Source organism: Streptomyces syringium (assembly GCF_017876625.1).
GTDB classification, from domain to species: Bacteria; Actinomycetota; Actinomycetes; order Streptomycetales; family Streptomycetaceae; genus Streptomyces; species Streptomyces syringius.
Genome location: NZ_JAGIOH010000001.1, coordinates 3162221 through 3187714, shown reverse-complemented (window position 1 = coordinate 3187714; position 25494 = coordinate 3162221). Strand labels below are relative to the sequence as shown.

At 73.3% G+C, this 25494-nt stretch carries 21 protein-coding genes; 17 read left to right on the top strand and 4 right to left on the bottom strand.

What is annotated here, in order from left to right; translation table 11 throughout:
• Window positions 1-43: 43 nt before the first annotated feature.
• Together JO379_RS14030 and JO379_RS14025 are read left to right on the top strand one after the other, a co-directional pair.
• A complete protein-coding gene (locus tag JO379_RS14030) occupies window positions 44-1243 on the top strand; it encodes a serine hydrolase domain-containing protein (RefSeq protein ID WP_209515156.1) in 1200 nt (399 codons plus the stop codon).
• Between the two features lie 59 nt (window positions 1244-1302).
• Window positions 1303-2088 carry an SDR family NAD(P)-dependent oxidoreductase gene (locus JO379_RS14025; RefSeq protein WP_209515154.1) on the top strand — a complete coding sequence of 262 codons (786 nt, stop codon included), beginning with the start codon at window positions 1303-1305 and terminating at the stop codon, window positions 2086-2088.
• A 17-nt stretch (window positions 2089-2105) separates the two neighbouring features.
• On the opposite strand, the gene JO379_RS14020 is transcribed toward JO379_RS14025, so the two are convergent.
• From JO379_RS14020 to JO379_RS14010, 3 genes are all read right to left on the bottom strand, one after another.
• Window positions 2106-2954, bottom strand: a complete 849-nt coding sequence (locus tag JO379_RS14020) for an EamA family transporter (protein WP_130879144.1) — start codon at window positions 2952-2954, stop codon at window positions 2106-2108.
• A gap of 161 nt (window positions 2955-3115) precedes the next feature.
• Window positions 3116-4747: a penicillin-binding transpeptidase domain-containing protein gene (locus JO379_RS14015; protein ID WP_307841991.1), complete on the bottom strand. Its 1632-nt coding sequence runs from the start codon at window positions 4745-4747 to the stop codon at window positions 3116-3118.
• 155 nt (window positions 4748-4902) lie between these two features.
• Window positions 4903-6666, bottom strand: a complete 1764-nt coding sequence (locus tag JO379_RS14010; RefSeq protein ID WP_242626171.1) for a dolichyl-phosphate-mannose--protein mannosyltransferase — start codon at window positions 6664-6666, stop codon at window positions 4903-4905.
• A 208-nt stretch (window positions 6667-6874) separates the two neighbouring features.
• Here JO379_RS14010 and rsmI point away from each other — a divergent pair, with 208 nt between their 5' ends.
• From rsmI to JO379_RS13940, 14 genes are all read left to right on the top strand, one after another.
• Window positions 6875-7723, top strand: a complete 849-nt coding sequence (gene rsmI, locus JO379_RS14005) for a 16S rRNA (cytidine(1402)-2'-O)-methyltransferase (RefSeq protein ID WP_130879146.1) — start codon at window positions 6875-6877, stop codon at window positions 7721-7723.
• A gap of 194 nt (window positions 7724-7917) precedes the next feature.
• A complete protein-coding gene (locus JO379_RS14000; RefSeq protein ID WP_130879147.1) occupies window positions 7918-8403 on the top strand; it encodes a hypothetical protein in 486 nt (161 codons plus the stop codon).
• A 32-nt stretch (window positions 8404-8435) separates the two neighbouring features.
• Complete coding sequence (locus JO379_RS13995; protein WP_209515150.1) at window positions 8436-9359, top strand: TatD family hydrolase; 924 nt, start codon at window positions 8436-8438, stop codon at window positions 9357-9359.
• A gap of 96 nt (window positions 9360-9455) precedes the next feature.
• The gene (locus JO379_RS13990) at window positions 9456-11030 is read left to right on the top strand and encodes a resuscitation-promoting factor (RefSeq protein ID WP_130879149.1); all 1575 of its coding nucleotides are present in this window, start codon (window positions 9456-9458) and stop codon (window positions 11028-11030) included.
• A complete protein-coding gene (gene rsmA, locus JO379_RS13985) occupies window positions 11027-11899 on the top strand; it encodes a 16S rRNA (adenine(1518)-N(6)/adenine(1519)-N(6))-dimethyltransferase RsmA (RefSeq protein WP_130879150.1) in 873 nt (290 codons plus the stop codon). The genes JO379_RS13990 and rsmA overlap by 4 nt, the downstream gene beginning before the upstream one ends.
• Window positions 11900-11971: 72 nt before the next feature.
• Window positions 11972-12898 (top strand): 4-(cytidine 5'-diphospho)-2-C-methyl-D-erythritol kinase, encoded by a 927-nt coding sequence (locus JO379_RS13980; protein WP_130879151.1) that lies wholly within the window; start codon window positions 11972-11974, stop codon window positions 12896-12898.
• Window positions 12899-13013: 115 nt separating this feature from the next.
• Window positions 13014-14378 (top strand): acyltransferase family protein, encoded by a 1365-nt coding sequence (locus tag JO379_RS13975; RefSeq protein WP_209515148.1) that lies wholly within the window; start codon window positions 13014-13016, stop codon window positions 14376-14378.
• A 111-nt stretch (window positions 14379-14489) separates the two neighbouring features.
• The gene (locus JO379_RS13970; RefSeq protein ID WP_209515146.1) at window positions 14490-16301 is read left to right on the top strand and encodes an ABC-F family ATP-binding cassette domain-containing protein; all 1812 of its coding nucleotides are present in this window, start codon (window positions 14490-14492) and stop codon (window positions 16299-16301) included.
• Window positions 16302-16555: 254 nt separating this feature from the next.
• A complete protein-coding gene (locus JO379_RS33685) occupies window positions 16556-18430 on the top strand; it encodes an outer membrane protein assembly factor BamB family protein (RefSeq protein ID WP_209515145.1) in 1875 nt (624 codons plus the stop codon).
• A 236-nt stretch (window positions 18431-18666) separates the two neighbouring features.
• Window positions 18667-19344 carry a response regulator transcription factor gene (locus JO379_RS13960; protein WP_130879155.1) on the top strand — a complete coding sequence of 226 codons (678 nt, stop codon included), beginning with the start codon at window positions 18667-18669 and terminating at the stop codon, window positions 19342-19344.
• 254 nt (window positions 19345-19598) lie between these two features.
• Window positions 19599-20681: a galactose-1-phosphate uridylyltransferase gene (galT, locus tag JO379_RS13955; protein ID WP_209515144.1), complete on the top strand. Its 1083-nt coding sequence runs from the start codon at window positions 19599-19601 to the stop codon at window positions 20679-20681.
• Window positions 20678-21640, top strand: a complete 963-nt coding sequence (galE, locus tag JO379_RS13950; protein WP_130879157.1) for a UDP-glucose 4-epimerase GalE — start codon at window positions 20678-20680, stop codon at window positions 21638-21640. The genes galT and galE overlap by 4 nt, the downstream gene beginning before the upstream one ends.
• On the top strand, window positions 21637-22791 hold the full coding sequence (gene galK, locus JO379_RS13945; protein ID WP_307841990.1) for a galactokinase: 1155 nt from the start codon (window positions 21637-21639) through the stop codon (window positions 22789-22791). The genes galE and galK overlap by 4 nt, the downstream gene beginning before the upstream one ends.
• 505 nt (window positions 22792-23296) lie before the next feature.
• Window positions 23297-24085, top strand: coding sequence for a response regulator transcription factor (locus tag JO379_RS13940; protein ID WP_130879158.1), 789 nt, complete (start codon window positions 23297-23299; stop codon window positions 24083-24085).
• Here the strand turns inward: JO379_RS13940 and JO379_RS13935 are convergent.
• On the bottom strand, window positions 24044-24541 hold the full coding sequence (locus JO379_RS13935) for a MarR family winged helix-turn-helix transcriptional regulator (protein ID WP_130879159.1): 498 nt from the start codon (window positions 24539-24541) through the stop codon (window positions 24044-24046). The two genes, JO379_RS13940 and JO379_RS13935, sit on opposite strands and share 42 nt — an antisense overlap.
• A 140-nt stretch (window positions 24542-24681) precedes the next feature.
• On the opposite strand from JO379_RS13935, the gene JO379_RS13930 reads away from it, so the two are divergent.
• Complete coding sequence (locus tag JO379_RS13930) at window positions 24682-25494, top strand: trans-aconitate 2-methyltransferase (RefSeq protein ID WP_209515143.1); 813 nt, start codon at window positions 24682-24684, stop codon at window positions 25492-25494.

Here is a 25494-nt window from a genome sequence, read left to right as displayed (position 1 = left end):
GTGGAGGGATTTGTAGCGATCGGCACAGTGGGAGCAGACAACAGTGGACGTCCAGGGCACGGTGGCGGACGGTTTTGAACCGGTCCGGGACGCCTTCGCGGGCAATTTCGCGCGACGGGGCGAGCGCGGCGCCGCCGTGGTCGTCTACCGCGCCGGGCGCAAGGTCGTCGACCTGTGGGGCGGCGCCAAGAACGCCGACGGCCCTATCGACTCCTCCTCCGCCGATACGGCGGCCGAGCCCTGGACCCGGGACACCGCGCAGGTCGTCCGCTCCGCCACCAAGGGCGTCGCCGCCGCCGTGCCGCTGTTGCTGCACCAGCGCGGGCTGGTCGACCTGGACGCGCCCGTCGGCACCTACTGGCCCGAGTTCAAGGCGGCCGGCAAGGAGCGGCTGCTCGTCCGCCATCTGCTCTCGCACCGCGCCGGGCTGCCCGTCCTGGACACCCCGCTCACCCCCGCCGAGGCCATCGACGGCGTCAGCGGCCCCCGCGCCCTCGCCGCGCAGGCACCCGCCTGGGAGCCCGGCACCGCCCACGGCTACCACGCGCAGACCTACAGCTGGCTGCTCGGCGAGCTGGTCCGGCGGGTCACCGGGCGGTCCATCGGCCGCTGGGTCGCCGAGGAGATAGCCGGGCCGCTCGGCCTGGACCTGTGGATCGGCCTGCCGGACGCCGAGCGGGGCCGGGTCGGCCGGATCGCCGACATCGCGCCCCCCGCCGAGCCCGCCACCCCCGGACTGCGGCTGCGCCCCAAGCGGTCCGTCTCCGACGCCTACAGCGACCCCGGCTCCCTGACCCGGCGCGCGTTCGGCGCGATCGACCCGCAGGCCGACGAGAACGACCCCGCCTACCGCGCCGCCGAACTCCCCGCCTCCGCGGGCATCGCCACCGCCGACGCCCTCGCCCGCTTCTACGCCTCGCTCATCGGCGAGGTCGACGGAGCCCGGCGGCTCTTCGCGCCCGCGACCCTCACCCTGGCCCGCACGGAGGAGTCCGCCGGGCCCGACAAGGTCCTCGTGGTGGGCACCCGCTTCGGCCTCGGCTACATGCTGCACGGCCCGGCGTGCCCGCTGCTGGCCCCCGGCTCCTTCGGCCACCCCGGCCGCGGCGGCTCCCTCGCCTTCGCCGACCCCGAGTCGGGCACCGCCTTCGGCTACGTCACCAACGGCATGCAGAAGAACGTCACCGCCGACCCGCGCGCCCAGGCGCTCGTCCGGGCGGTCGGCAAGGCACTCGAGGGCTGACCGCCCGGCCCGGCTCCACGGGGTGATTGGCTCCGCCCCGGCTGGGTATCGCTTGCCGCATGGCACTACGGTTCGACGGCTACGCGGTACTGATCACCGGCGCCGGGCGCGGCATCGGCGAGGCCACCGCGCGCCGCTTCGCCGACGAGGGCGCCCGGGTGCTCCTCACCGACCTCGACGGGGCGCGCGCCGAGCGGGCGGCCAAGGGGCTGCGGGCGGCCGGCCTCGCCGCCGAGTGGCTCGCCTGTGACGTCGGCGACCGCACCGCCGTCGAGGCCGCCGTGGCCCACGCGGCCGGGCTGTTCGGGCGGCTCGACATCCTCGTCAACAACGCCCTGTCCTGCCACCCCGACGCGCCCCTCGTCGAGGACCAGCCGGACGACACCTGGTTCAAGGACCTCGACGTCACCCTCACCGGCGCCTTCCGGTGCGTACGGGCCGCCATGCCGCACCTCGCCGCGGCCGGCGGCCGCGGATCGGTCGTCAACATCGGCTCGGTCAACGGCGAACAGGACTTCGGCAACCACGCCTACAGCGCCGCCAAGGCCGGGCTGGCGAGCCTGACCCGCACCCTGGCCGGGCACTGCGCCGCGCGCGGCGTGCGCGTCAACCTCGTCGCGCCCGGCACGGTCCACACCCCCAACTGGGCGGGCCGGGAGGAGGCGTTGGAGCGGGCCGCCGGGCACTACCCGCTGGGCCGGGTCGGCCGGCCGGAGGACATCGCGGCCGCCGTCGCGTTCCTGGCCTCGCGCGACGCGTCGTGGATCACGGGGGTGACGCTGCCCGTCGACGGCGGGATCCTGATCTCGAACGACGGACTGCGCGAGGCGCTGCGCGGCGGGTGACGACGGCCCGCTCGCCCTCACCCCAGCAGCATCAGCCCGATCCCCACCACCATCAGCCCCGCGGCGGCGATGCGCGGCGTACCGAACCGCTCCTTGAAGAACACCGCTCCGATGGCCGCGCCCACGATGATCGACGACTCCCGCAGTGCCGCGACGGGGGCGAGCGCCGCCCGGGTCTGGGCCCACACCACGAGCCCGTACGCGAAGAAGGACAGCACCCCGCCGACGAGGCCCCGTACGACGTTCGGACGCACTTCGGCGAGGAGGCGGCCGCGGCGGGTGGCCAGCGCGTAGAGGGGGATCGGGAGCCCTTCGATGACCATCAGCCAGGCGATGAAGCCCAGGGAGGTGCCGGAGGCGCGGGCGCCCAGGCCGTCGATGACCGTGTACGAGGCGATGGCCAGGCCCGTCGAGCCCGCCGCGATGATCGCGGCCCAGTGCGGCGGGGCACCGGAGCCCCGGATGCCCCACAGCGCGAGGCCGACCAGCCCGGCGGAGGCCACGGCGACCCCGGCCAGCTGCGGGGCGCCGGGGAGTTCCGCGGCGAAGACCGCCGCGAGGACGGTGACCGCCAGCGGCGCGGTGCCGCGTGCGATCGGATACATCTGGCCGAAGTCGCCGAGCGTGAACGACCGCATGAGCAGGGCCTGGTAGACGACGTGCACGACCACGGAGGCGATCAGATACGGCCAGGCCGCGGCGGCGGGGGTCGCCACGAACGGCAGCATCGCCAGCCCGCAGAGCGAACCGCCGCTGCCCACGAGCGTGAAGGCGACGAGTTTGTCCTTCATGCCGGCCGCCAAAGCGTTCCAACCGGCGTGCGTGACCGCGGCGGTGAGCACCGCCCCGGCTATCAGGGGGGTCATGCCTGGACGCTAGCGTCCCGGTGCACCACCGCTGCGCGGCGGTGTCCTCAATCGCCGGACGGGCTTTCAGCCCGTCCGGCGATTGAGGACGCGCCCGCAGGGCGCCCGCCGCCGCAGGCGGCAAGACGGGTCTGTGGCCGACGAACCGCACCGCGGCAGTGTCACCCCGCCCGCAGGACCGCTGCCACGATCGGGCCCGCCGAGTCGCCGCCGTGCCCGCCCCGGGGGACGACGGCCGCGGCCGCCACGTCGCCCCGGTAGGCGGTGAACCAGCCGTTGGGCTGTGCCTGGTTGTCGACCTCCGCCGAGCCCGTCTTGGCGCCGACGTCACCGCCGAGGCCGGCCATGGCCCGGGCGCCCGTGCCCGAGAGCGCGGTGAGCCGCATCATCGAGCGCAGGTCCCGCGCGACCGGGGCCGGCAGGGGCCGGGCCGCCCGGGCGAGTTCCCGGTCGTCCACCGACGGGGCCACGAGATAGGGCTGGTGGAACGAGCCGGTCCGCACGGTCGCGGCGACGGAGGCCATGTTGAGCGGGCTCATCTGCACCCGCCCCTGCCCGATCATCGCCGCCGCCTTGCCCGCCCCGCTGTCGACGGGCACGCTGCCGTCGAAGCTCCCGATGCCGGTCTTCCACTCCAGGCCGAGCCCGAAGACGTCCCTGGCCTCGGCGGCGAGCGCATTGTCGGGGATGTCGTCGGCGAGCGAGATGAAGGCGGTGTTGCAGGAGGCCGCGAAGTCCTCGGCGAAGGTCGCCTTCGGGTTCTCGCTCTCCTCCACGTTGTGGAAACGCATGCCGTACGTGGCGTACTTGGGGCACGGCAGCGGCTTGCCCGGCGCGGCCTTGCCCTGCTCCAGCAGCGTCGCCGCCGTGACGACCTTCATCGTGGAGCCTGGCGCGGTCTGCCCCTGGAGCGCCGGATTGAACTCGGTCTTCTTGGAGTTGGCGACGGCCAGGATCTCGCCCGTGCTCGGCTTCACGGCGACCACCGACGCGTCGGCGCGCTTGGCCACGGCGGCCTCGGCGGCCCGCTGCGCGTCCGCGTCCAGCGTCGTGCGCAACGTCCCCGGCTTGCCCTTGGAGACCACGTGCAGGGTCCGGGCACCGGCCCCGGCACCGGCCCCGCCGTCGGGCCCCTGGGCCCGTACCTCGACCGCCGGCTCGCCGCCCGCCTTCTCCCCGAAGCGCTTGCGCAGCTGCGGCAGGACGGGCGCGAGCGAGGGGTGGTCCTTGGGGTCCAGCACCGCGCCGTTCCGGTCGAGGGCGGTGACCTGCGGGGCCTGGACGGCGTCCGTCCTGAGCGTCCCGCCGGTCCTGAGCTCGGGGTGGACCACTGTGGGCTGCCAGTCGACCAGGGCCTTCCCGCTGGTCCGGCCCCGGACGACAGCGAGCGAGGACGCGTACTTCCACGTCGAGCGCTGCTTGCCGTACGCGATCTCGGCGGTGACCGTGAACGGCACCTTCGCGCCCGTCGCCGCGCCCGGCTCCAGCGTCACCTTCTCGACGTGGGCGTTGTCGCGGTAGCCGGTCAACGCGGCCGACGCGGCGGACGCGTTGTCGGTGAGGGTGGCGGCGTGCTCGGTGTCGCCCGCCGCCCACGCCGCGAGGAAGTCGTGGGCGGCCTTGTCGATCTCGTCCCCGGTCGGCGGCCCGGTGCGCACGGGCGCGGCCTCGCTCTTCGTCCCCGTGCCGTCCGCGACCGCGTCCACCAGGTTGTACGCGCCCAGCCCCGCCGCCCCCACCATCGCGACGGCCACCCCGCCCACCGCGATCTTCGCGCCCTTGCGCATGTCCATCCCCCTCCAGGCCCCCGCCCAGTTCCCGGCGTTTTAATCAGTTGATCAAAACGTCTGTATCGGAACTCTACGGGACGGGAGTGACGCATGGAGTGACATGGCCGGAAGCGGCTGTTGAGGCGCCGAGCGGACGCGTGGGATCCGCCGGACAGGCCCTAGATCCAGGTGTCGAACCACATCCGGTTGCGCCACGCGTCCAACGGGATCGCCTGGCCGGTGTAGAGGGGGAAGAAGTAGACGAAGTTCCAGGCGATCAGCAGCACCAGCGTTCCCGCGCCGACCGCGCCCGCGATCCGCCGCCGCTCCGAGGAACCCGGCGGCCCCAGCAGCGCCCCGATCATCATCGCCACCGCCAGGCACAGGAACGGCACGAAGACCACCGCGTAGAAGACAAAAATGGTCCGTTCCTGCCACATGAACCACGGCAGATAACCCGCGGCGACCGCGCACAGCACCGCGCCCGCCCGCCAATCCCGCCGGAAGGCCCACCGGTAGAGCAGATACACCAGCGCGAAGCAGGCAGCCCACCACAGCAGCGGGGTGCCCAGCGCGAGCACCTCCCGCGCGCACTTGTCCGCCGCGTCGGCCGGGCAGCCGTCGTCGCCCGGCTTGGGGGACTCGTAGAAGTACGACACCGGGCGGGACTGGACCAGCCAGCTCCACGGGTTGGACTGGTACGTGTGCGGCGAGGAGAGGTTCGTGTTGAAGTCCCACACGTCGTTCTCGTACTTCCACAGGCTGCGCAGCGGGTTGAGGATCCCCGCGAGGAAACCGTCCGGGCTGTGGCCGCCCTCGGTCTCCGCCCAGTGCCGGAGGTAGCCGCTGTGCTGCCAGCCGCCCTCCTTGGTGTACGTACCGCTGTTGGCGAACCAGCCCGTCCAGGAGGCCAGATAGACGCCGAGGGCCACCGGCACGGTCGACAGGAACGCCCACGGCACATCGCGCCGCAGCGTGGCGAGGTGCGGCCGCCGGGCACCGGCCAGGCGGCGCGCGCCGAGGTCCCACAGGACGACCAGCAGCCCGAACGCCGCCAGATACACCGCGCCGTTCCACTTCGTGGCGCACGCCAGGCCCAGGCAGACCCCGGCCGCGAGCCGCCAGGGCCGCACACCCAGCCGGAGACCGTCGCCGACCTCGGCGTCCGGCCGCGCGACGCCGCCCTCGTCGACCGGCAGCGCCGCCGCCAGCCTGGCCCGGGCCTTGTCCCGGTCCACCAGCACACAGCCGAACGCCGCCAGCACGAAGAACATCAGCACCGAGTCGAGCAGCGCGGTGCGGCTCATCACGAAGTGCAGCCCGTCCACGGCGAGCAGGGCGCCCGCGAGACAGCCGAGGAAGGTGGAGCGGAACATCCGCCGTCCGATGCGGCACAGCATCAGCACCGACAGGGTGCCGAGCAGCGCGACCATGAAGCGCCAGCCGTAGGGGGTCAGGCCGTGCAGCCACTCGCCGATCCCGATGACCCACTTGCCGACCGGCGGGTGCACCACGAAGGTGGGGGTGTCGGCGATCTCGGTGCTGCCCTTGAGGATCGCCTCATTGGCGCCGTTGTCGGGCCACTTGGCCTCGTAGCCGTGCTGCCACAGCGCCCAGGCGTCCTTGGCGTAGTACGTCTCGTCGAATATGACGTCCCTCGGGCTGCCCAGGTGCCAGAACCGCAGCACCCCCGCGAACAGGGCGATCAGCAACGGCCCGGCCCAGCCCATGCCGCGCGCCAGCAGCAGCGCCACCGACGGAGGCACCCCCAGCGCCCCCCACAGCCGGACACCGGGCTCGGGGTACGGCGGCACCAACCGCTCCCGCACGTCCGGCCCGGGCCGTCCCGCATACCCGAACCGCCGCAGCCTGCGCTGCCACGGGGGCGGCTGCCCGTCTGCCCTCTGGCCCTGCCGGCCTCGCGTCGCGGTGTCACTGGTCACCGCGCCATCGTAGGGAACCCGCCTGTGCGAGTCCCGACGACGGCGCGGCACCCCCGGCGGGCGCGCCTGTCCGGCAGGGGCGCCCGGGCGTGCGGGGAGCGGACTCGGCTGCCGGCGAGCGCCCGGGAAGTCCGCCGCCACGGCACACGGAGCACGCCCCCTCCCGGGCCGCGGCCACGCCGGTGCCGCGCCCTGCGAGGATGGGAGCGTGACTGGAACGCTCGTACTCGCAGGTACCCCCATCGGTGACGTCGCCGACGCGCCCCCACGGCTGGCCGCCGAGCTGCTCGCCGCCGAGGTGATCGCCGCCGAGGACACCCGGCGGCTGCGCCGGCTCACGCAGGCCATGGGGGTGCACACCACCGGCCGCGTCGTGTCGTACTTCGAGGGCAACGAGTCCGCCCGTACGCCCGAGCTGGTCGAGGCGCTGCTGGGCGGGGCGCGGGTGGTGCTGGTGACCGACGCGGGGATGCCGTCCGTCTCGGACCCCGGATACCGGCTGGTCGCCGCCGCCGTCGAGCACGACATCAAGGTGACGGCCGTGCCGGGGCCGTCCGCCGTGCTCACCGCGCTGGCGGTGTCCGGGCTGCCGGTGGACCGCTTCTGCTTCGAGGGGTTCCTGCCGCGCAAGGCCGGTGAGCGGCTCGGGCGGCTGCGGGAGATCGCGGACGAGCGGCGCACGCTGGTGTACTTCGAGGCCCCGCACCGGCTGGACGACACGCTGGCCGCCATGGCGGAGGTCCTCGGCGAGGAGCGCCGGGCCGCCGTCTGCCGGGAGCTGACGAAGACGTACGAGGAGGTCAAGCGCGGTCCGCTGAAGGAGCTGGCCGAGTGGGCCGCCGAGGGCGTCCGCGGCGAGATCACCATCGTGGTCGAGGGGGCCCCCGAGCCCGGGCCGCAGGACCTCGACCCCGCCGAGCTGGTCCGCCGGGTGCGGGTCAGGGAGGAGGCGGGGGAGCGCCGCAAGGAGGCCATCTCGGCCGTGGCGGCCGAGGCGGGGCTGCCCAAGCGCGAGGTCTTCGACGCGGTCGTAGCGGCGAAAAACGCCGCAAAATAGGGCGCTTCGGAAGGTAATAGGGTTATCGTGAAAGGCAAAGCTTAGGCATGGCAGCCTGGCGCTTCGGATATGAAGCCGCCAAGTTTGGCCCAATTCCAGGCCCGGACTGCTGCGCCGTCGCCGCGACGGGCGTTCCCTGGACATCGGGACGTCCGGTCCCGGAGAGACTTGTCCAGCGGACAAGAGGAGCTGCCATGAGCGAGACCGCGGGTACCTCGAGCGGTGTTCAGCCGATAGACCGACCTCGCACGCTGACCGAACCGCGCACCCCCCGACCGGGGCCCGGAACGGGCGACGTCGGACACGAGTCCTACGCCTTCGCGTGCATGCGCTGCGCGCACGGCTGGGAGCAGTCGTACGAGATCGCGCACCACACCGACGCGGAGGGCCGGGCGTACGTCACCTACTACGCGGACGGCGAGCGCGTCCCCTCCCCGCTGACCCGCCCGACCTGCGCGAACTGCGGCGGCCACGTCGTGCGCATCATGCGGTCCGGCCAGGTGACCGAGGTCTCCGACGCTCTGCACATGCCCACCGGCTCGGTGGTGGCCACCGCCGGCCCCTTCCCCGCCCGGGCGGACACCCGCGACACCGGCGCCGAGCCGCGCCACCGCGACGCGAACGGCTCCCGGAGCCACTGGCACCTCGCGGACCTGCTGAAGCCCTTCCACCGGAAGTGAGCCCTGTCCAGGGCGATCCTTAGAATCGCGTCATGGCGGCAACAGCATCGAACAGCGGCACCACCGGCGGCGAGCGGAAGAAGAACGACGACAAGGACGTTCCCCCGCCCCTCCCGGCGCCCCTGAACGTGCCGGTCGCCGACTCGCACACCCACCTCGACATGCAGAAGGGGTCCTCCGTCGATGAGGCCTTGGCCAAGGCCGCGTCCGTCGGCGTGACCACGGTGATCCAGGTGGGGTGCGACCTGGCCGGCTCCCGCTGGGCGGCCGAGACCGCCGCCGCGCACGACGCCGTCTGGGCCACCGTGGCCCTGCACCCCAACGAAGCCCCCCGCATCGTCCTCGGTGACCCCGACGGCTGGTCCCGGCAGGGCGAGCGCGAGCCCGGCGGCGACGCCGCCCTGGATGCGGCCCTCGCCGAGATCGACGCACTGGCCGCGCTGCCGCACGTCCGCGGCGTCGGCGAGACCGGTCTCGACTACTTCCGCACCGGCCCCGAGGGCATGGCCGCCCAGGAGCGGTCCTTCCGGCGCCACATCGACATCGCCAAGCGGCACGGAAAGGCCCTGGTCATCCACGACCGCGAGGCACACGACGACGTGCTGCGGATCCTGGAGGAGGAGGGCGCGCCCGACCGGGTCGTCTTCCACTGCTACTCCGGCGACGCCGAGATGGCCAAGATCTGCGCCGCCGCGGGCTACTACATGTCCTTCGCGGGCAACATCACCTTCAAGAACGCCCAGCCGCTGCGCGACGCCCTCACCGTCGCCCCGTCCGACCTGGTCCTCGTCGAGACGGACGCGCCCTTCCTGACCCCCGTGCCGTATCGCGGACGGCCCAACGCGCCTTACCTCATTCCGGTCACCTTGCGCGCGATGGCCGAAATCAAGGGGGTCCACGAGGACGCTCTGGCCACGGCGGTCGCCGCGAATACCGCACGCGTCTTCGGCTATTAACTCTCAGGGCACGACACAGTGTGACTATACGACTTTGGAGAGTGAGGGACACTCCGCTACAGTCCCGGCCCGATAGCTCGGACCCAGTGGAGTGTCGTGAGTCATGCACAGGGCAGCCCCCGCGCTGCACACCGCGGGGCGGCCGAAACGCCGACGTACGAGCGGTACGCGCCTTACGAGCCGCAGACCCCGTACGAGCCGCAGACAGCGTACGAACCGCAGGTCCCGTACGAGCCGTACGGGACCTACTGCCCCGAGCCCCGCGAACCCGAGTCCTACGGGCCCCCGCACCGGCCCTACGCGTCCGGGCCCTACCCCTCCGAGCCCTACGGGGCCCCGCCCTACGGCTCCGGTGACCCCTACAGCGCGTACGAGTCCTACGAGCCGTATCTGCCCCGGCAGTCCGCCTCCCCGGACGACGGCGCGAGCCCGGCCGCCCCGGACGCCCCCCAGGCCCTCTACGACCCGGCGCCGCCCACCGCTCCCCACGAGTCCCCCGGCGCCTTCGGGCCTCCGCTCCCGCCCGAGGACCCCGCGCCCCGCCCCAACCCCGGGCGGCGCAAGAGATCCGGCGACCGCCCCGACCGGCTGCGCCGCCTCGTCCCCCAGGCCCTCGTCGTGGCCTTCCTCGCCGGCGGCACGTCCTCCTTCATCGCCAGCGACAAGACCGTCAAGCTCAGCGTCGACGGCACCCCCCGCACCCTGCACACCTTCGCCGACGACGTCGAGGAACTCCTCGCCGACGAGCACATGAGCGTCGGCGAGCACGACATCGTCGCCCCCGGCCCGCACCACGACCTCGCCGCGGGCGACGAGGTCGTCGTCCGGTACGGCCGGCGCCTCGCCCTCACCCTCGACGGCGAGCACCGCCAGGTGTGGACCACCGCCCGGACCGTCGACGGCGCCCTGCGCCAGCTCGGCGTGCGCGCCGAGGGCGCCTATCTGTCCGCCTCCCGCTCCGCCGCCATCTCCCGCCAGGGCCTCGACCTCGATGTACGCACCGAGCGGACCGTCACCTTCATGGCCGACGGGCGCGAGCGCACCATCCGCACCAACGCGGCCACCGTCCACGAGGCCATCGAGCAGGCGGGCATCACCCTGCGCGGCCAGGACACCACCTCCGTCGACCCCGACAGCTTCCCCCGCGAGGGCCAGACGATCTCCGTCATGCGCATCACCGGCAGCCAGGAGGTCCGCGACCTGCCCATCGACTTCAAAACCGAACGCCGCAAGGACCCCACCCTCCAAAAGGGCACCGAGGTCGTCGCACAGCGCGGCGAGAAGGGCGTCGAGCGCGTCACCTACGCCCTGCGGACCGTCAACGGCGTCCGGCAGAAGCCGAAGCGGATCCGCTCGGAGATCGTCCGGGAGCCCCGCACCGAGATCGTGAAGGTCGGCACCAAGGCCGTCCCCGCCACCGTGCAGGGCGCGGACGGCCTGAACTGGGCCGGACTCGCGCAGTGCGAGGCCGGCGGACGGCCCAACGCGGTCGACCCCTCGGGCACCTACGGGGGCCTCTACCAGTTCGACGTCCGCACCTGGCAGGGGCTCGGCGGCCGCGGCCGGCCGCAGGACGCTCCCGCCTCCGAGCAGACCTACCGGGCCAAGAAGCTGTACGTGAGCCGGGGCGCGAGCCCGTGGCCACATTGCGGCCGTAAACTTCACGGGTGAGTTCCAGCCCCAGCACAGACGAGTCCGGCGCCCTGCTCGGCCCCGCCGACATCCGCGAGCTGGCCGCAGCCTTGGGGGTACGCCCCACCAAGCAGCGCGGCCAGAACTTCGTGATCGACGCCAACACGGTCCGGCGCATCGTACGGACCGCCGAGGTGCGGCCCGACGACGTCGTCGTCGAGGTCGGACCCGGGCTCGGGTCACTGACCCTGGCCCTGCTGGAGGCCGCCGACCGGGTCACGGCCGTGGAGATCGACGACGTGCTCGCCGCCGCCCTCCCCGCCACCATCGCCGCGCGCATGCCCGCCCGCGCCGACCGCTTCGAGCTCGTGCACAGCGACGCCATGCGCGTCACCGAGCTCCCGGGCCCCCCGCCCACCGCGCTCGTCGCCAACCTGCCGTACAACGTCGCCGTGCCGGTCCTGCTGCACATGCTGGAGCGGTTCCCCAGCATCGAGCGCACGCTGGTGATGGTCCAGTCCGAGGTCGCCGACCGGCTCGCCGCCCGGCCCGGCAACAAGGTCTACGGCGTGCCCTCGGTCAAGGCCAACTGGTACGCCGAGGTCAAGCGCGCCGGCGCCATCGGCCGCAACGTCTTCTGGCCCGCCCCGAACGTCGACTCCGGCCTCGTCTCCCTCGTCCGCCGCTCGAAGCCCATCGAGACGTCGGCCACGCGCGAAGAGGTCTTCGCCGTCGTCGACGCGGCCTTCGCCCAGCGCCGCAAGACCCTGCGCGCCGCCCTCGCCGGCTGGGCGGGCTCCGCCCCCGCCGCCGAAGCCGCGCTGCTCGCCGCCGGGATCTCCCCGCAGGCGCGCGGCGAGTCGCTGACGGTGGAGGAGTTCGTGGCCATCGCGGAGCACAAGCAGTAGCGACGGCGCCACCCCCCCCACAGACAAGCCGCCGCAAGCCGCCACCCGTACGAGCCGAGGAGCCCGCACCCCGTGACCGCGTCCGTCACCGTCCGCGTACCCGCCAAGGTCAACGTCCAGCTCGCGGTCGGCGGGCTGCGCCCCGACGGCTTCCACGACCTGGCCAACGTCTTCCTGGCCGTCGGCCTGTACGACGAGATCACGGTGGCCCCCGCCGACGAACTGCGCGTCACCTGCACCGGCCCCGACGCCGGCCAGGTGCCGCTGGACCGCACCAACCTCGCCGCCCGCGCCGCCCTCGCCCTGGCCGAGCGGCACGGACGCGACAGCCGCGTCCACCTCCACATCGACAAGGACATCCCGGTGGCCGGCGGCATGGCCGGCGGCAGCGCGGACGGCGCGGGCGCGCTGCTCGCCTGCGACGCCCTGTGGGGCACCGGCGCCTCCCGCGAGGAACTGCTGGAGATCTGCGCGGAGCTGGGCAGCGACGTGCCCTTCAGCCTCGTCGGCGGGGCCGCCCTCGGGCGCGGCAGGGGCGAGCTGCTCACCGCCCTCGAGGTCGGGGGCACCTTCCACTGGGTCTTCGCCGTCGCGGACGGGGGGCTGTCCACCCCGGCCGTCTACGCCGAGTGCGACCGGCTGCGCGAGGCCTCCGGCACGGGCGCGGGCATCGCGGACATCCCCGATCCGGAAGCGTCGGCGGCCCTGCTGGACGCCCTGCGGACCGGGGACGCGGCCGCACTGGCGGCCGCCGTGTCGAACGACCTCCAGGCCGCCGCCGTCTCGCTGCGGCCGTCGCTGTCCGCGACGCTGGCCGCCGGCACCGAGGCGGGCGCACTGGCCGCGATGGTCTCCGGCTCCGGACCGACGACGGCCTTCCTGGTGACCGACGAGACGGAGGCCACGAAGGTCGCGGACGCGCTGCGCGCCTCCGGCACGTGTCGCGCGGTGCGCGTGACATCGGGTCCGGCGGCGGGCGCGACGGTCCTGCGGGGCTGAATTCCAGCCCGTCCGGCGACCCCGGACCGGGGTCCGCGGCGGCGCCCCGGTACTCAGCCCGAAATGAGTACCACCGCCCTGGTGTCCGCCCACCGTCGTACGCCATCGTGCGCCCATGCCCTCGAACACCCGCGTACGCGACCTCGCCGCCGCGACACCCACGACGCGCGACCGCTACATCGACCTGCTCCGCGTCGCCTCCCTCGGCACCGTCGTCCTCGGCCACTGGCTGATGGCAGCGGTGACCGTCGACGCCGACGGCAGCGCGAAGGTCGGCAACCTGCTCGCCGTGGAACCGGGGCTGCAACTGCTGACCTGGGTGCTCCAGATCATGCCGGTGTTCTTCTTCGTCGGCGGCTTCTCGCACGCCCTCTCCTACCGGTCCCTCGCCCGCAAGGCCGACGGCCCCGCCTACGCCGCCTTCCTGCGGGCCCGGTTGCAGCGCCTGCTCCGGCCCACCATGGTCTTCATAGCGGTGTGGGGCGCGGGCGCCCTCGCCGCACAACTCCTCGGCGGCGACGGGCCGCTCACCGACGTCGCGGCCCGGCTCGTCGCCCAGCCGCTGTGGTTCATCGGCATCTATCTGGCGATGGTCGCGTTCACCCCGCCGCTGCTGCGGCTCCACGAGCGGTACGGCTGGGGCGCGTTCGCCGCCCTCGTCGCCGCCGCGGCCGGTGTCGACGTGCTGCGCTTCGCCGCCGGCGTCCCGTTCGTGGAGTTCCTGAACTTCGCCTTCGTCTGGCTCGCCGTCCACCAGCTCGGGTTCCTCCGGGCCGACGGCCGACTGGGCGCCCCCGCCGTTCCGGCCGCGCTGGCCGTCGCCGGCCTCGCCTCGGCCGCCGCGCTCGTGGTGTTCGGCCCGTATCCGCTGTCCATGGTCGGCATGCCCGGCGAGAAGATCAGCAACATGTCGCCGCCCACCGCCGCCCTGCTCTGCCACGGCATGTGGCTGGTCGGCGCCGTCGAGCTGCTGCGCGGTCCCGGCACGCGGCTCGTGACCCGGCCGCGCGTGTGGCGCGCGGTGATCGCCGCGAACGGTGTCGCGATGACCGCGTTCCTGTGGCATCTCACCGCGATGCTCGGGGTGTACGGGGCGCTGCTCGCCCTCGATGTGCCGCTGCCCGCCCCGGCGAGCGCCGCCTGGTGGGCGCAGGCCCCGCTCCGGATCGCGGCCGCCGCCGTCGTCACGGCGGTGCTGGTGGCCGTATTCCGTACGGTCGAACAGCCCGCCGCCAAGTCCCCGACCGCCCGGCCCGCTACCGCCCGTCCCGCCCGCCGGGTCTCCGGGCCCGTCGCCGCCCTCGGCGTCACCTTCGCCCTCTTCGGCGTCCTCGGGCTGTCCATGGTCGGCTTCGGCGGGCTCCTGGAAGGTCACACGGCCATGCTCGTCGCCGTGCGCGTCACCGCCCCCGCCGCCGTCGTCATGGCCGCCGTCGGCTGGCTCCTGGTGGAGGCGGCGGCGCCCCGCCGCCCGCGATGACCCACGTGGGCGGCCCTGCGGGCCCGCCCGGTGGAGGCCGCCGGAGTCCGCGTCCGGGGCCGCGGCCGGGCGTGGGATCCTGGAGAGGAGTCCCCTGGAGCAAGGAGTGGAATGGCAGCCAACCTGGTCAATCTGGAAGCCGTCGACAAGGTGTACGGCACCCGTGCGCTGCTCGACGGCATCTCCCTCGGCGTCAGCGAGGGCGACCGGATCGGCGTGGTCGGCCGCAACGGCGACGGCAAGACCACGCTCATCCGCATCCTCGCCAAGCTGGAGACGGCGGACAAGGGGCGCGTCACCCACTCCGGCGGTCTGCGCCTCGGCGTCCTCACCCAGCACGACTCCCTCGACCCCGCCGCCACCGTGCGGCACGAGGTCATCGGCGACCTCGCCGACCACGAGTGGGCGGGCAGCGCCAAGATCCGCGACGTGCTGACCGGCCTGTTCGGCGGCCTCGACCTGCCGGGCTTCCCGCAGGGCCTCGACACGGTCATCGGCCCGCTCTCCGGCGGCGAGCGCCGCCGCATCGCGCTGGCCAAGCTGCTCATCGCCGAGCAGGACATGATCGTCCTCGACGAGCCCACCAACCACCTCGACGTCGAGGGCATCTCCTGGCTCGCCGCCCATCTGCGGGCCCGCCGCTCCGCGCTCGTCGTGGTCACCCACGACCGCTGGTTCCTCGACCAGGTCGCCACCCGCATGTGGGACGTCCAGCGCGGCGAGGTCCACGAGTACGAGGGCGGCTACAGCGACTACGTCTTCGCCCGCGCGGAGCGGGAGCGGATCGCCGCGACCGAGGAGGCCAAGCGGCAGAACCTGATGCGCAAGGAGCTGGCCTGGCTGCGGCGCGGCGCCCCCGCCCGCACCAGCAAGCCGCGCTTCCGCATCGAGGCCGCCAACGAGCTGATCGCCGACGTGCCGCCGCCCCGCGACACCGCGGAGCTGATGAAGTTCGCGAACTCCCGGCTCGGCAAGACCGTCTTCGACCTGGAGGACGTGACCGTCCAGGCCGGCCCCAAGGTCCTCATCCAGCACCTCACCTGGCAGCTGGGCCCCGGCGACCGCATCGGCCTCGTCGGCGTCAACGGCGCGGGCAAGACCTCCCTGCTGCGCACGCTCGCCGAAGCGGCCCGTACGGGCGGCGAGAAGCAGCCCGCGGCCGGCAAGGTCGCGGTCGGCAAGACCGTCAAGCTGGCCTACCTCTCCCAGGAGGTCGCCGAACTCGACCCCACCAAGCGAGTGCTGGAAGCCGTCCAGCAGGTCCGCGACCGCGTCGACCTCGGCAAGGGCCGGGAGATGACGGCCGGGCAGCTGTGCGAGAAGTTCGGCTTCACCAAGGAGAAGCAGTGGACGCCCGTCGGCGACCTCTCCGGCGGTGAGCGCCGACGGCTGCAGATCCTGCGGCTGCTGATGGACGAGCCCAACGTCCTCTTCCTCGACGAGCCGACCAACGACCTCGACATCGAGACGCTGACGCAGCTGGAGGACCTCCTCGACGGATGGCCCGGCTCGATGGTCGTCATCAGCCACGACCGGTACTTCATCGAGCGCACCACCGACAAGGTCTTCGCCCTGCTCGGCGACGCCGCCCTGCGGATGCTGCCGCGCGGCCTGGACGAGTACCTGGAGCGCCGTCAGCAGGTCATCGACGCCTCCGTGCCCGCCGTCGCCGCCGCCGTGACCGAAGCGGCCGCCGTCAAGCAGAAGTCGGCCGGGGACGCCCGCGCGGCGAAGAAGGAACTCCAGAAGATCGAGCGCCGCCTCGACCGCATCAGTGAGCAGGAGAGCAAGCTCCACGCGCAGATCGCCGAGCAGGCCACCGACTTCGAGCGCGTCGCGAAGCTGGACGCCGAGCTGCGTGAACTCGCCGGTGAGCGCGACGAGCTGGAGATGCGTTGGCTGGAACTGGCCGATGATGTGTAACGGCCGGGGCGCGCCTCACGGCGCAACAGTCGCGCCGTAAGGCGGCAACAGTCTCGTCACGGGCCGGTCTCAGCTGGTGGATCCCGCTGGAATCGGCCCGTGTGCGGTCCGCGCCGGGTGATACAAAGAACACCCGCTCGCCTGCCGTTGACCTGTGGGATTTCTACCTGATTCGCTCCTTCCCGGTGATTTTCGGACACCGGGATCGCGGGGGAGACCGGTCGGGTCAGGCGCCCACGTAAAGAGGAAAGCTGATGTCACAGCCGCCGCAGCCGCCCAACCAGCCGCCACAGGGCCCGCCGCCCGGCTTCGGGGGCGCCCCCGGCGGCTTCCCCCCTCAGCCGCCGCAGAGCCGGCCGGGTCAGCCCGCGTACGGCTACCCCCAGACGCCGCCCCCGCCCCCGGGCGCGCCGCAGCCCCCGCCCGCACCCCCGGCCGCCCCCCAGGGCCCGCCGCCTCCGCCGCCGGGCGCCCCCCAGGGTCCGCCGCCGCCCCCGCCGGGCGGTGGCTACGGCTACCCCGGCCCCGCGGGACCGGGCGCGCAGGGCCCGCAGGACTTCCCCACCCAGGCGTTCGGCGCCGCCCAGCCGCCGCCGTTCGGCGCGCCGCCGCAGCCGTACGCCACGCAGCCGCAGTTCGGCGCCTACCCGCCGCCGGCCCAGTACCCCGGCGCCCCGGGCGGCGGCCCCTCCGGCGGCGGCTCCAAGAAGCGCATGGCGGTCATCGTCGCCGCCGTGGCGGCGCTGGTCCTCGTCGCCGGTGGCGGCGTCTGGTTCCTCACCAAGGGTGACGGCAAGGACGAAGAGGCCAAGAGCGAGACCGGCAAGAGCCAGGGCGGGACCGGCGAGCAGGGCGGCGGCGGTGGTGGCGGCGGCAAGGCGCCGCAGACCATCGACGGCAAGCTGCTCTTCAGCGTCGACCAGCCCAAGGTCGACGACCTTGTCACCGTCAAGGGCATGTGGGCCACCGACAAGGTCTTCGCCAAGGCCGACGTCTACAAGATCGTCGGCTACGGCCTGTCCGGCGGCCAGAAGTGGGAGATCCCGCTCGACGGCGAGATCTGCTGGTCCTCCCAGCACGTCACGGCCGACGGCAAGACCGCGGTCCTCGTCAAGGACGCCAAGCCCAGCGCCGAGAAGAAGTACGGCGGCAGTTGCACCCAGGTCGTCGCCCTCGACCTGAACAACGGCAAGAAGCTCTGGCAGGAGTCCGCCAAGGTCGCCGACCAGGACGTCCGCTTCGAGGAGGTCACCGTCGGCGGCGGCACCGTCGCCGCGGGCGGCACCAGCGGCGGCGCCGCCTGGTCGCTCGACGGCGGCAAGTCCCTGTGGAAGCCCAAGGCGGGCGAGGACTGCAAGGACGACGGCTACGCCGGTGGTGGCGACAAGCTCGTCGCGGTGCGCCGCTGCGGCGACTACAAGCGCCCGCAGATGAAGGTCCAGACCCTCAACCCGAAGACGGGCGCCATCACGTCCGAGTACAAGGTTCCCGAGGGCATCTCCTACGTCCACGTGGTGTCCACCAACCCGCTGGTCATCGGGCTCGACGCGGGCGGCTCCACGGGCAGCGGCGCCTCGGACCTCATGGCGATCGACGACAGCGCCAAGGACGGCAGGATGCGGTCCAAGATCTCCACGGGCAACGGCAAGTTCCAGATCAAGTGCCCCTCGACCGACGTCGAGGGCTGCACCAAGGTCGCCGTCGGCAAGGACGCCGTCTACATGCCGTCCGAGGAGCACCAGAGCGGCAACACCCAGAACCCGGGCCGGCTGAACGAGATCGTGGCCTTCGACCTGGCCACCGGCCAGTCCAAGGGCAAGACCGAGGGCATCCCGAACTCCGAGCTGCTGCCGCTGTCGGTGGACAAGGACGGCTACGTCATCGGCTACCAGTCGCCCACCTACCGGGACGGCGGCGCGGTCGTGCGCATCGACCCGAAGACGTTCAAGAAGGACGTCCTGCTGAAGAACCCGGCCTCCTCGGCCGTGGCCGAGCGCTCGCTCTCGCCCTCCTACCAGCAGGCGCTGTACGCCCAGGGCCGGCTCTACCTGGGTGACGGTTTCGCCGACAAGCCGAGCAAGTACCGCACGGACAAGGAGTACTTGACGCTCATCTTCGGCGGCAGCTGACCCCACCGGGCGAGCCGAAATTGATCATTTCGGCGAACGCTCCCGCCTCATCCCTGCCCATCGCGTGTACATGCCTGAACGATCCGTTTCAGTCGCGAAGTACACGTGATTGGCAGGGATTTCGGCATTCCGGGGGACTTCTCACGGGTAAAGGGCGCGCGACGTCGAACAAGCGTGTAGCTTCCGGGGGCAAGAAGGAGCCCAGGAGACGTACGCGGGCGACAGGGGGGACGCGCATGGGCGTGCGGCTCATGGTGGTCGACGACCACCGTCTGCTGGCTGAGGCGCTCGCCTCGGCATTGAAGTTGCGCGGGCACCGGGTGCTCGCCGCGGCCGCGCCGAGCGCGGGCGCGGCCGACCTGGTGGTCAGCCGCGCCCCCGAGGTGTGCCTGATGGGCACCGCCACCCCCGCCGAACCGGGCGCCTTCGACCCGGTCGTGCGGATCAAGCGGGACCGCCCCCAGGTCGCTGTCGTCGTCCTCGGCCCCGTGCCCAGCCCGCTCGGCATCGCCGCCGCCTTCGCCGCCGGAGCCTCCGGCTACGTCCGGCACAACGAACGCATCGAGGGCGTCGAACGCGCCATGATCAAGGCCCGCGCCGGGGAAGCCGCGGTCGACCCGCAGCTCCTCCAGGGCGCCTTCGCCGAACTGCTCAACCCCGCCGCCCAGCCTGACGACGAGGGCGCCCGGCTGCTCCAGCTGCTGACCCCGCGCGAGGTCGAGGTGCTGGTGCGGGTCGCCGAGGGCGAGGACACCCGGCTGATCGCGGCGGGCATGGGGATAGCGCCCAGCACCGCCCGTACGCATGTGCAGCGCGTCCTGATGAAGCTGGGCGTCGGCTCCCGTCTGGAGGCGGCGGCCCTCGCGGCCCGCACGGGCCTCCTGGACCGCGCCGCGGGTAGCTCGGCGCGTTAGCCTGGCCGGCGGCTCGCCTGTGCCGCCTGCGGCGGCGGGCGCGCTTATTCAAGCCCGTCCGGCGATTGAGGACAGAGCACAGCAGCCCGTCCGGCGATTGAGGACACAGCACAGCAGCCCGTCCGGCGATTGAGGACAGAGCACAGCAGCCCGTCCGGCGATTGAGGACACAGCACCCCTCATTGACCCTCGGCGTTCGGCCGTGATTCGTTGTGTTCAGTCCTGTTGGTTTCGTGGCCCCCAGGGAGCTGTTCATGAAGAAAACGGCGACCCGGCTCGCGGACGGCCGTGAGCTCCTCTACTACGACTCCCGCGACGACGCCGTACGCGACGCGGTCGACCCACGGCCGCTCGACGCCGCCGACCGCGGCACCACCGACATCCGCCGCGACCCGCTGCTCGGCGACAGCGTCGCCATCGCCTCCCACCGCCAGACCCGTACGTACCACCCGCCCCCCGGCCAGTGCCCCCTCTGCCCCTCCCGCGACGGGCGGCACACCGAGATCCCCGCCGCCGACTACGACGTCGCCGTCTTCGAGAACCGCTTCCCCGCCCTCGCCGGGGACGCCGGCCGCTGCGAGGTCGTCTGCTTCACCGATGACCACGACGCCTCCTTCGCCGACCTCGACGAGGAGCGCGCCGCCCTCGTCCTCGACGCCTGGACCGACCGCAGCGCCGAACTCGCCACCCACCCCGGCGTCGAGCAGGTCTTCTGCTTCGAGAACCGGGGCCGGGAGATCGGCGTCACCCTCGGCCACCCGCACGGCCAGATCTACGCCTACCCCTTCGTCGCCCCCCGCACCGAGCGCATGCTCGCCATGGCCGCCGCCCACCGGAAGACCACCGGGCGCAACGTCTTCGAGGACACTTTGGCCGCCGAGCGGGCCGACGGGCGGCGCGTCGTCCTCGACGGCCGGCACTGGACGGCCTTCGTGCCCTACGCCGCCCACTGGCCGTACGAGGTCCACCTCTATCCCCACCGCCGGGCCCTGGGCCTGCCCGACCTCGACGACGCGGCCCGCGCGGAGTTCCCCCGGATCTACCTGGAACTCCTGCGGCGCTTCGACCGGATCTTCGACGGACGGGGAGGCCCGGAGACCCCCGCGACCCCCGGCCGCGGGGCGCCGCCCACCCCGTACATCTCCGCCTGGCACCAGGCCCCCGTCCACCACACCCACAGGGGTGAATTCGGGCTCCACCTCGAGCTTTTCACCAACCGCCGCACTCCCGGCAAGCTCAAATTCCTCGCCGGTTCGGAATCCGGCATGAACGTGTTCATCAACGATGTGCCGCCCGAGTCCGCGGCCGAGCGACTGCGAGAGGTAGCGAGCGAATGAGCGAGTATCTGGTCACGGGCGGCGCCGGCTACATCGGGAGCGTCGTCGCGGCCCATCTGCTGGCCGCCGGGCACGCCGTGACCGTCCTCGACGACCTCTCCACCGGCCACCGCGACGGCGTGCCCGACGGGGCGCGCTTCATCGAGGGCCGCGTCCAGGACGCCGCCCGCTGGCTCGACGGCTCCTACGACGCCGTCCTGCACTTCGCCGCCTTCTCCCAGGTCGGCGAGTCCGTCGCCCGCCCCGACGCCTACTGGCGCAACAACGTCGGCGGCACCGTCGAGCTGCTCGCCGCCATGCGAGACGTCGGCGTCCGCACCCTCGTCTTCTCCTCCACGGCCGCCACCTACGGCGAGCCCGCCACCGTCCCCATCACCGAAGACGCCCCCACCGCCCCCACCAACCCCTACGGCGCCACCAAACTCGCCGTCGACCACATGATCAGCGGCGAGTGCGCCGCCCACGGCCTGGCCGCCGTCTCCCTGCGGTACTTCAACGTCGCCGGGGCCCACGGGCGCCACGGCGAGCGGCACACCCCCGAGTCCCACCTCATCCCGCTCGTCCTCCAGGTCGCCCGGGGCGAACGCGAGACGATCTCCGTCTACGGCGACGACTACCCCACCCCCGACGGCACCTGCGTCCGCGACTACCTCCACGTCGCCGACCTCGCCGAGGCCCATCTGCTCGCCCTGGACGCCGCCCGCCCCGGCGAGCACCTCGTCTGCAACCTCGGCAACGGCAACGGCTTCTCCGTCCACGAGGTCATCGACACCGTCCGCAAGGTCACCGGCCACCCCGTCCCGCACGTCGTGGCCGCCCGCCGCGCGGGCGACCCGGCCGTGCTCGTCGCCTCCGCCGAGCGTGCCCGCGACCGCCTCGGCTGGCGCCCCACCCGCACCGACCTGGCCCGGATCGTCACGGACGCCTGGGAGTTCGCCCGGCGCGCGGACGGCACGTGAGCGCCGAGCGGGCCGCCGCGGCCTTCCGCGAGGTCTACGGCACACCGCCCGCCGGGGTATGGGCGGCGCCCGGCCGGGTCAACCTCATCGGCGAGTACACCGACTTCAACGACGGCCTGGTCATGCCCCTCGCCCTGCCCCACCGCACCTGGGCCGCCGCCTCGCCCCGCGCGGACGGCCGGCTGCGGCTGCACTCCGCCGCCGCACCGGGCGGTGTCGTCGAGCTGCGGACGGCGGACCTCGCCCCGGGCGCGGTGCGCGGCTGGGCCGCGTACCCGGCGGGAGTCGCCTGGGCGCTGCGCGAGGCGGGGCACACCGCCGGGGGAGCGGACCTGCACATGGAGTCCGACGTGCCCGTCGGCTCGGGCCTGTCCTCCTCCGCCGCCCTGGAGGTCGCAACGGCCCTCGCGCTGACGGAACTTCACGGCCCGTCCCTGCCGCCCGACCGTCTGGCACGCCTGGCCCAGCACGCCGAGAACGCCTTCGTCGGCGTCCCCTGCGGAATCATGGACCAGACCGCGGCGGCCTGCTGCGCCGAGGGTCACGCGCTGCACCTCGACACCCGTGACCTCTCCCGCCGCCATGTGCCCTTCGCCCCCGACTCCGAGGGGCTGCGGCTGCTGGTCGTGGACACCCGGGTCCGGCACGACCTGGGCGACGGGGCGTACGCGCGGCGGCGCGCGGGCTGTGAGCAGGGCGCGCGGGCACTCGGCGTGCCCTCACTGCGCGATATCGCCCACGGTCAACTCCCTCGCGCCCTGGAGGAGCTGGCGGGCGATCCCGTCGTGCGCGCCCTCGTGCGGCACGTGGTCACGGAGAACGAGCGCGTGGCCTGCGTCGCGGCTCTGCTCGCGGCGGGTGACCTCCGGGCGATCGGCCCGGTCCTCACCGCCGGGCACGCCTCGCTCCGCGACGACGTAGCCGTCTCCTGCGCAGAGCTGGACCTGGCCGTCGCGGTCGCGAACGGTGCGGGGGCGCTCGGGGCGCGGATGACCGGCGGCGGCTTCGGCGGTTCGGCGGTCGTCCTGGCCGAGGCGGCGGGGGCCGATGTTGTCGCCGATGCCGTCACCGGCGCCTTCGCGTCGGCCGGGCACCGACCGCCGCGCGTCTTCCCGGTGCGTCCGGCGGGTGGCGCCCGCAGGGAGCTGTGAAACGTCAACGCCCTCGCCGACATCAACCCCTGTGTGCAGGCGGCGACTTGACCAGGGATGCCGGTACGTCCGAGCTCGACTTCGGCCAACTCGTCAGCAATGACCGGTAGTCGGCCGTCCGCAGGGCCGCTCCCCGGAGTCCCTCTCGTTCGGCGCGCCGAGCATCGCCCTTGACCTCGCGGAGAGTTGGGGAGTCGGCCGGGGCGGACGCGCATGGACCACATCGCGTCGTTCCTCGTCGTTCACCGCCCCAATACTGAACATAAAGCTCACCATAAACAGCCGGGTCAAGCAGTTTTGTCAATCGGCTTCCGATGTCGTACCCCCGCCGTACGCTGATGCACAGCGTTCGGTGGGGGCCGACGCTGATCAGGGGGCGAGACAGGCAGGTACGACGCCCGGGGTGGGGTAGATGTCAGGGGCGCGGCGGCGGCCGTGCGCGTGTGGCCACCCCGTTCCGGGCGCCGTGCCCGCACTGCCCGCCTCCCGGGATATGGGGGTGGCTGTGGCACGTATTCGGGTTCTGGTGGTCGACGACCACCGCATCTTCGCCGAGTCGCTCGCCGCCGCCCTCGCGGCCGAGCAGGACGTGGACGTCTCGGCGGCCGGCAGCGGGCCGGCGGCGCTGCGCGCCCTGGAGCGCGCGGCGGGCGAGGGGCGGCGCTTCGATGTGCTGCTGATCGACGCCGACCTGGGCGCGGCGGCGACGGATGTCGCGCAGGTACCGGGACAGCTCCGGGGGCCGGGGCAGGAGGGCGGCGGGCCGGGTGAGGGCGTGGTGGACGGGATTTCCCTGGTGGCGGGGGTCCGGTCAGGGCAGCCGGCGGTACGGACGGTGGTGCTCGCCGAGCGCGACGACCCCCGGCGGGCAGCCGCCGCACTGCAAGCCGGGGCCAGCGGCTGGGTCGCCAAGGACTGCTCGCTGTCGCGGCTGCTGTCCGTCATACGGGGGGTGCTGCGGGATGAGACCCATCTGCCGCCCGCCCTGCTGACCGGCGTGCTGCGGGAGCTGACCGCCGCGCGCAAACACCGCACGGAGAGCGAGCGGCTGGTGGAGTCGCTGACCCCGCGCGAGCGCGAGGTGCTGCGCTGCATGGTGGCCGGGCTGGGCCGCAAGGCGGTCGCCGAGCGGCTCTATCTCTCCCCGCACACGGTCCGCACCCATATGCAGAACGTGCTGGGAAAGCTCGGGGTGCACTCCACGCTGGCCGCGGTGGCGCTGGCCCGGCGGGCCGGGGTGGGCCCGGTGGACCTAGCCGGGGATGTTGTCGAACGGGGCGGTCAACTGGCGTAGCAGACCGGCCAGTTCCAGACGCTGGGCGTGGGACAGCTCGGCGAGGATCGCCCGTTCCTGGGCGAGCAGACCGGCGAGCGCCTGGTCGGCGCGGTCCCGGCCCTCGGCGGTCAGCCGCACCAGCACACCACGCCGGTCGCTGGGGTCCGGGAGCCGCTCGACCAGGCTCTTCTTGGTGAGCCGGTCGATGCGGTTGGTCATGGTGCCCGAGGTCACCAGGGTCTGGGTCAGCAGCTGGCCGGGCGAGAGCTGATACGGCGGGCCCGCGCGGCGCAGCGAGGTGAGGACGTCGAACTCCCATGGCTCGAGCTGGTGCTCGGCGAAGGCGATCCGCCGGGCCCGGTCGAGATGGCGGGCCAGCCTGCTGACACGGCTGAGCACCTCGAGCGGTTCCACGTCGAGGTCCGGGCGCTCCCGGCGCCATGCTGCGACCAGCCGATCGACCTCGTCCTCCATGACGATCAGTGTAGAGGGTCTGTCGACATGAAGTCTCTTGACGTCAAGAGATCACGGGGGGAATGCTGGAAGTCAGGTCACCGGCAAGCGCCACCCCGCCCCGGTCGCCCCGGCATGTCCACCCCGCAGGGAGGCCTTCCATGCACAGCGCACCCACCTGGGACCCGCGGCAGTACCTCCGCCACGCCGATCACCGGACCCGCCCGTTCCAGGACCTTCTGGCCCGGATCCCCGAGCCGCCGGCCGGCTCCCCGCGGATCGCCGACCTCGGCTGCGGTCCCGGCAACGTCACCACGATCCTCGCCGACCGCTGGCCGACCGCCCACATCACCGGCTTCGACAACTCCGCCCCCATGCTCGCCGACGCCGGGGCCTACGCGGGCCGCACCCTGCGTGGCGGCCTGCTCGACTTCCGCCACGCCGACCTCGGTCACTGGGCGCCCGACGAGCGCTACGACCTGATCGTCTCCAACGCGGCCTTCCAATGGGTGCCCGGCCACGCCGCGTCCTTCCCCGCCTGGACCGACGCGCTGACCCCCGGCGGCATCTTCGCCTTCCAGGTCCCCGGCAACGCGGACGCCCCCAGCCACGCCATCCTGCGCGAGCTGTGCTCCAGCAAGCGCTGGAGCACCCGCCTGGGGGAAGCCGGCCGCCGCCGCGTCGCCGTCCTCGAACCCGCCGACTACCTGGAGCGACTGTGCGGGCCCGGCTACGAGGTGGACGTCTGGGAGACCACATATCTGCATCTGCTCACCGGCGAGGACCCCGTCCTCGACTGGGTCAAGGGCACCGCCCTGCGCCCCGTCCTGACCGCCCTGGACGGCGACCCGGCGGCCACGGAGGAATTCCTGGCCATGTACCGCGGCAGGCTCCGCGAGGCCTATCCGACGGGCCCGCACGGCACCGTCTTCCCCTTCCGGCGGATCTTCGCGGTGGCCCGGAAGGGGGAGTGA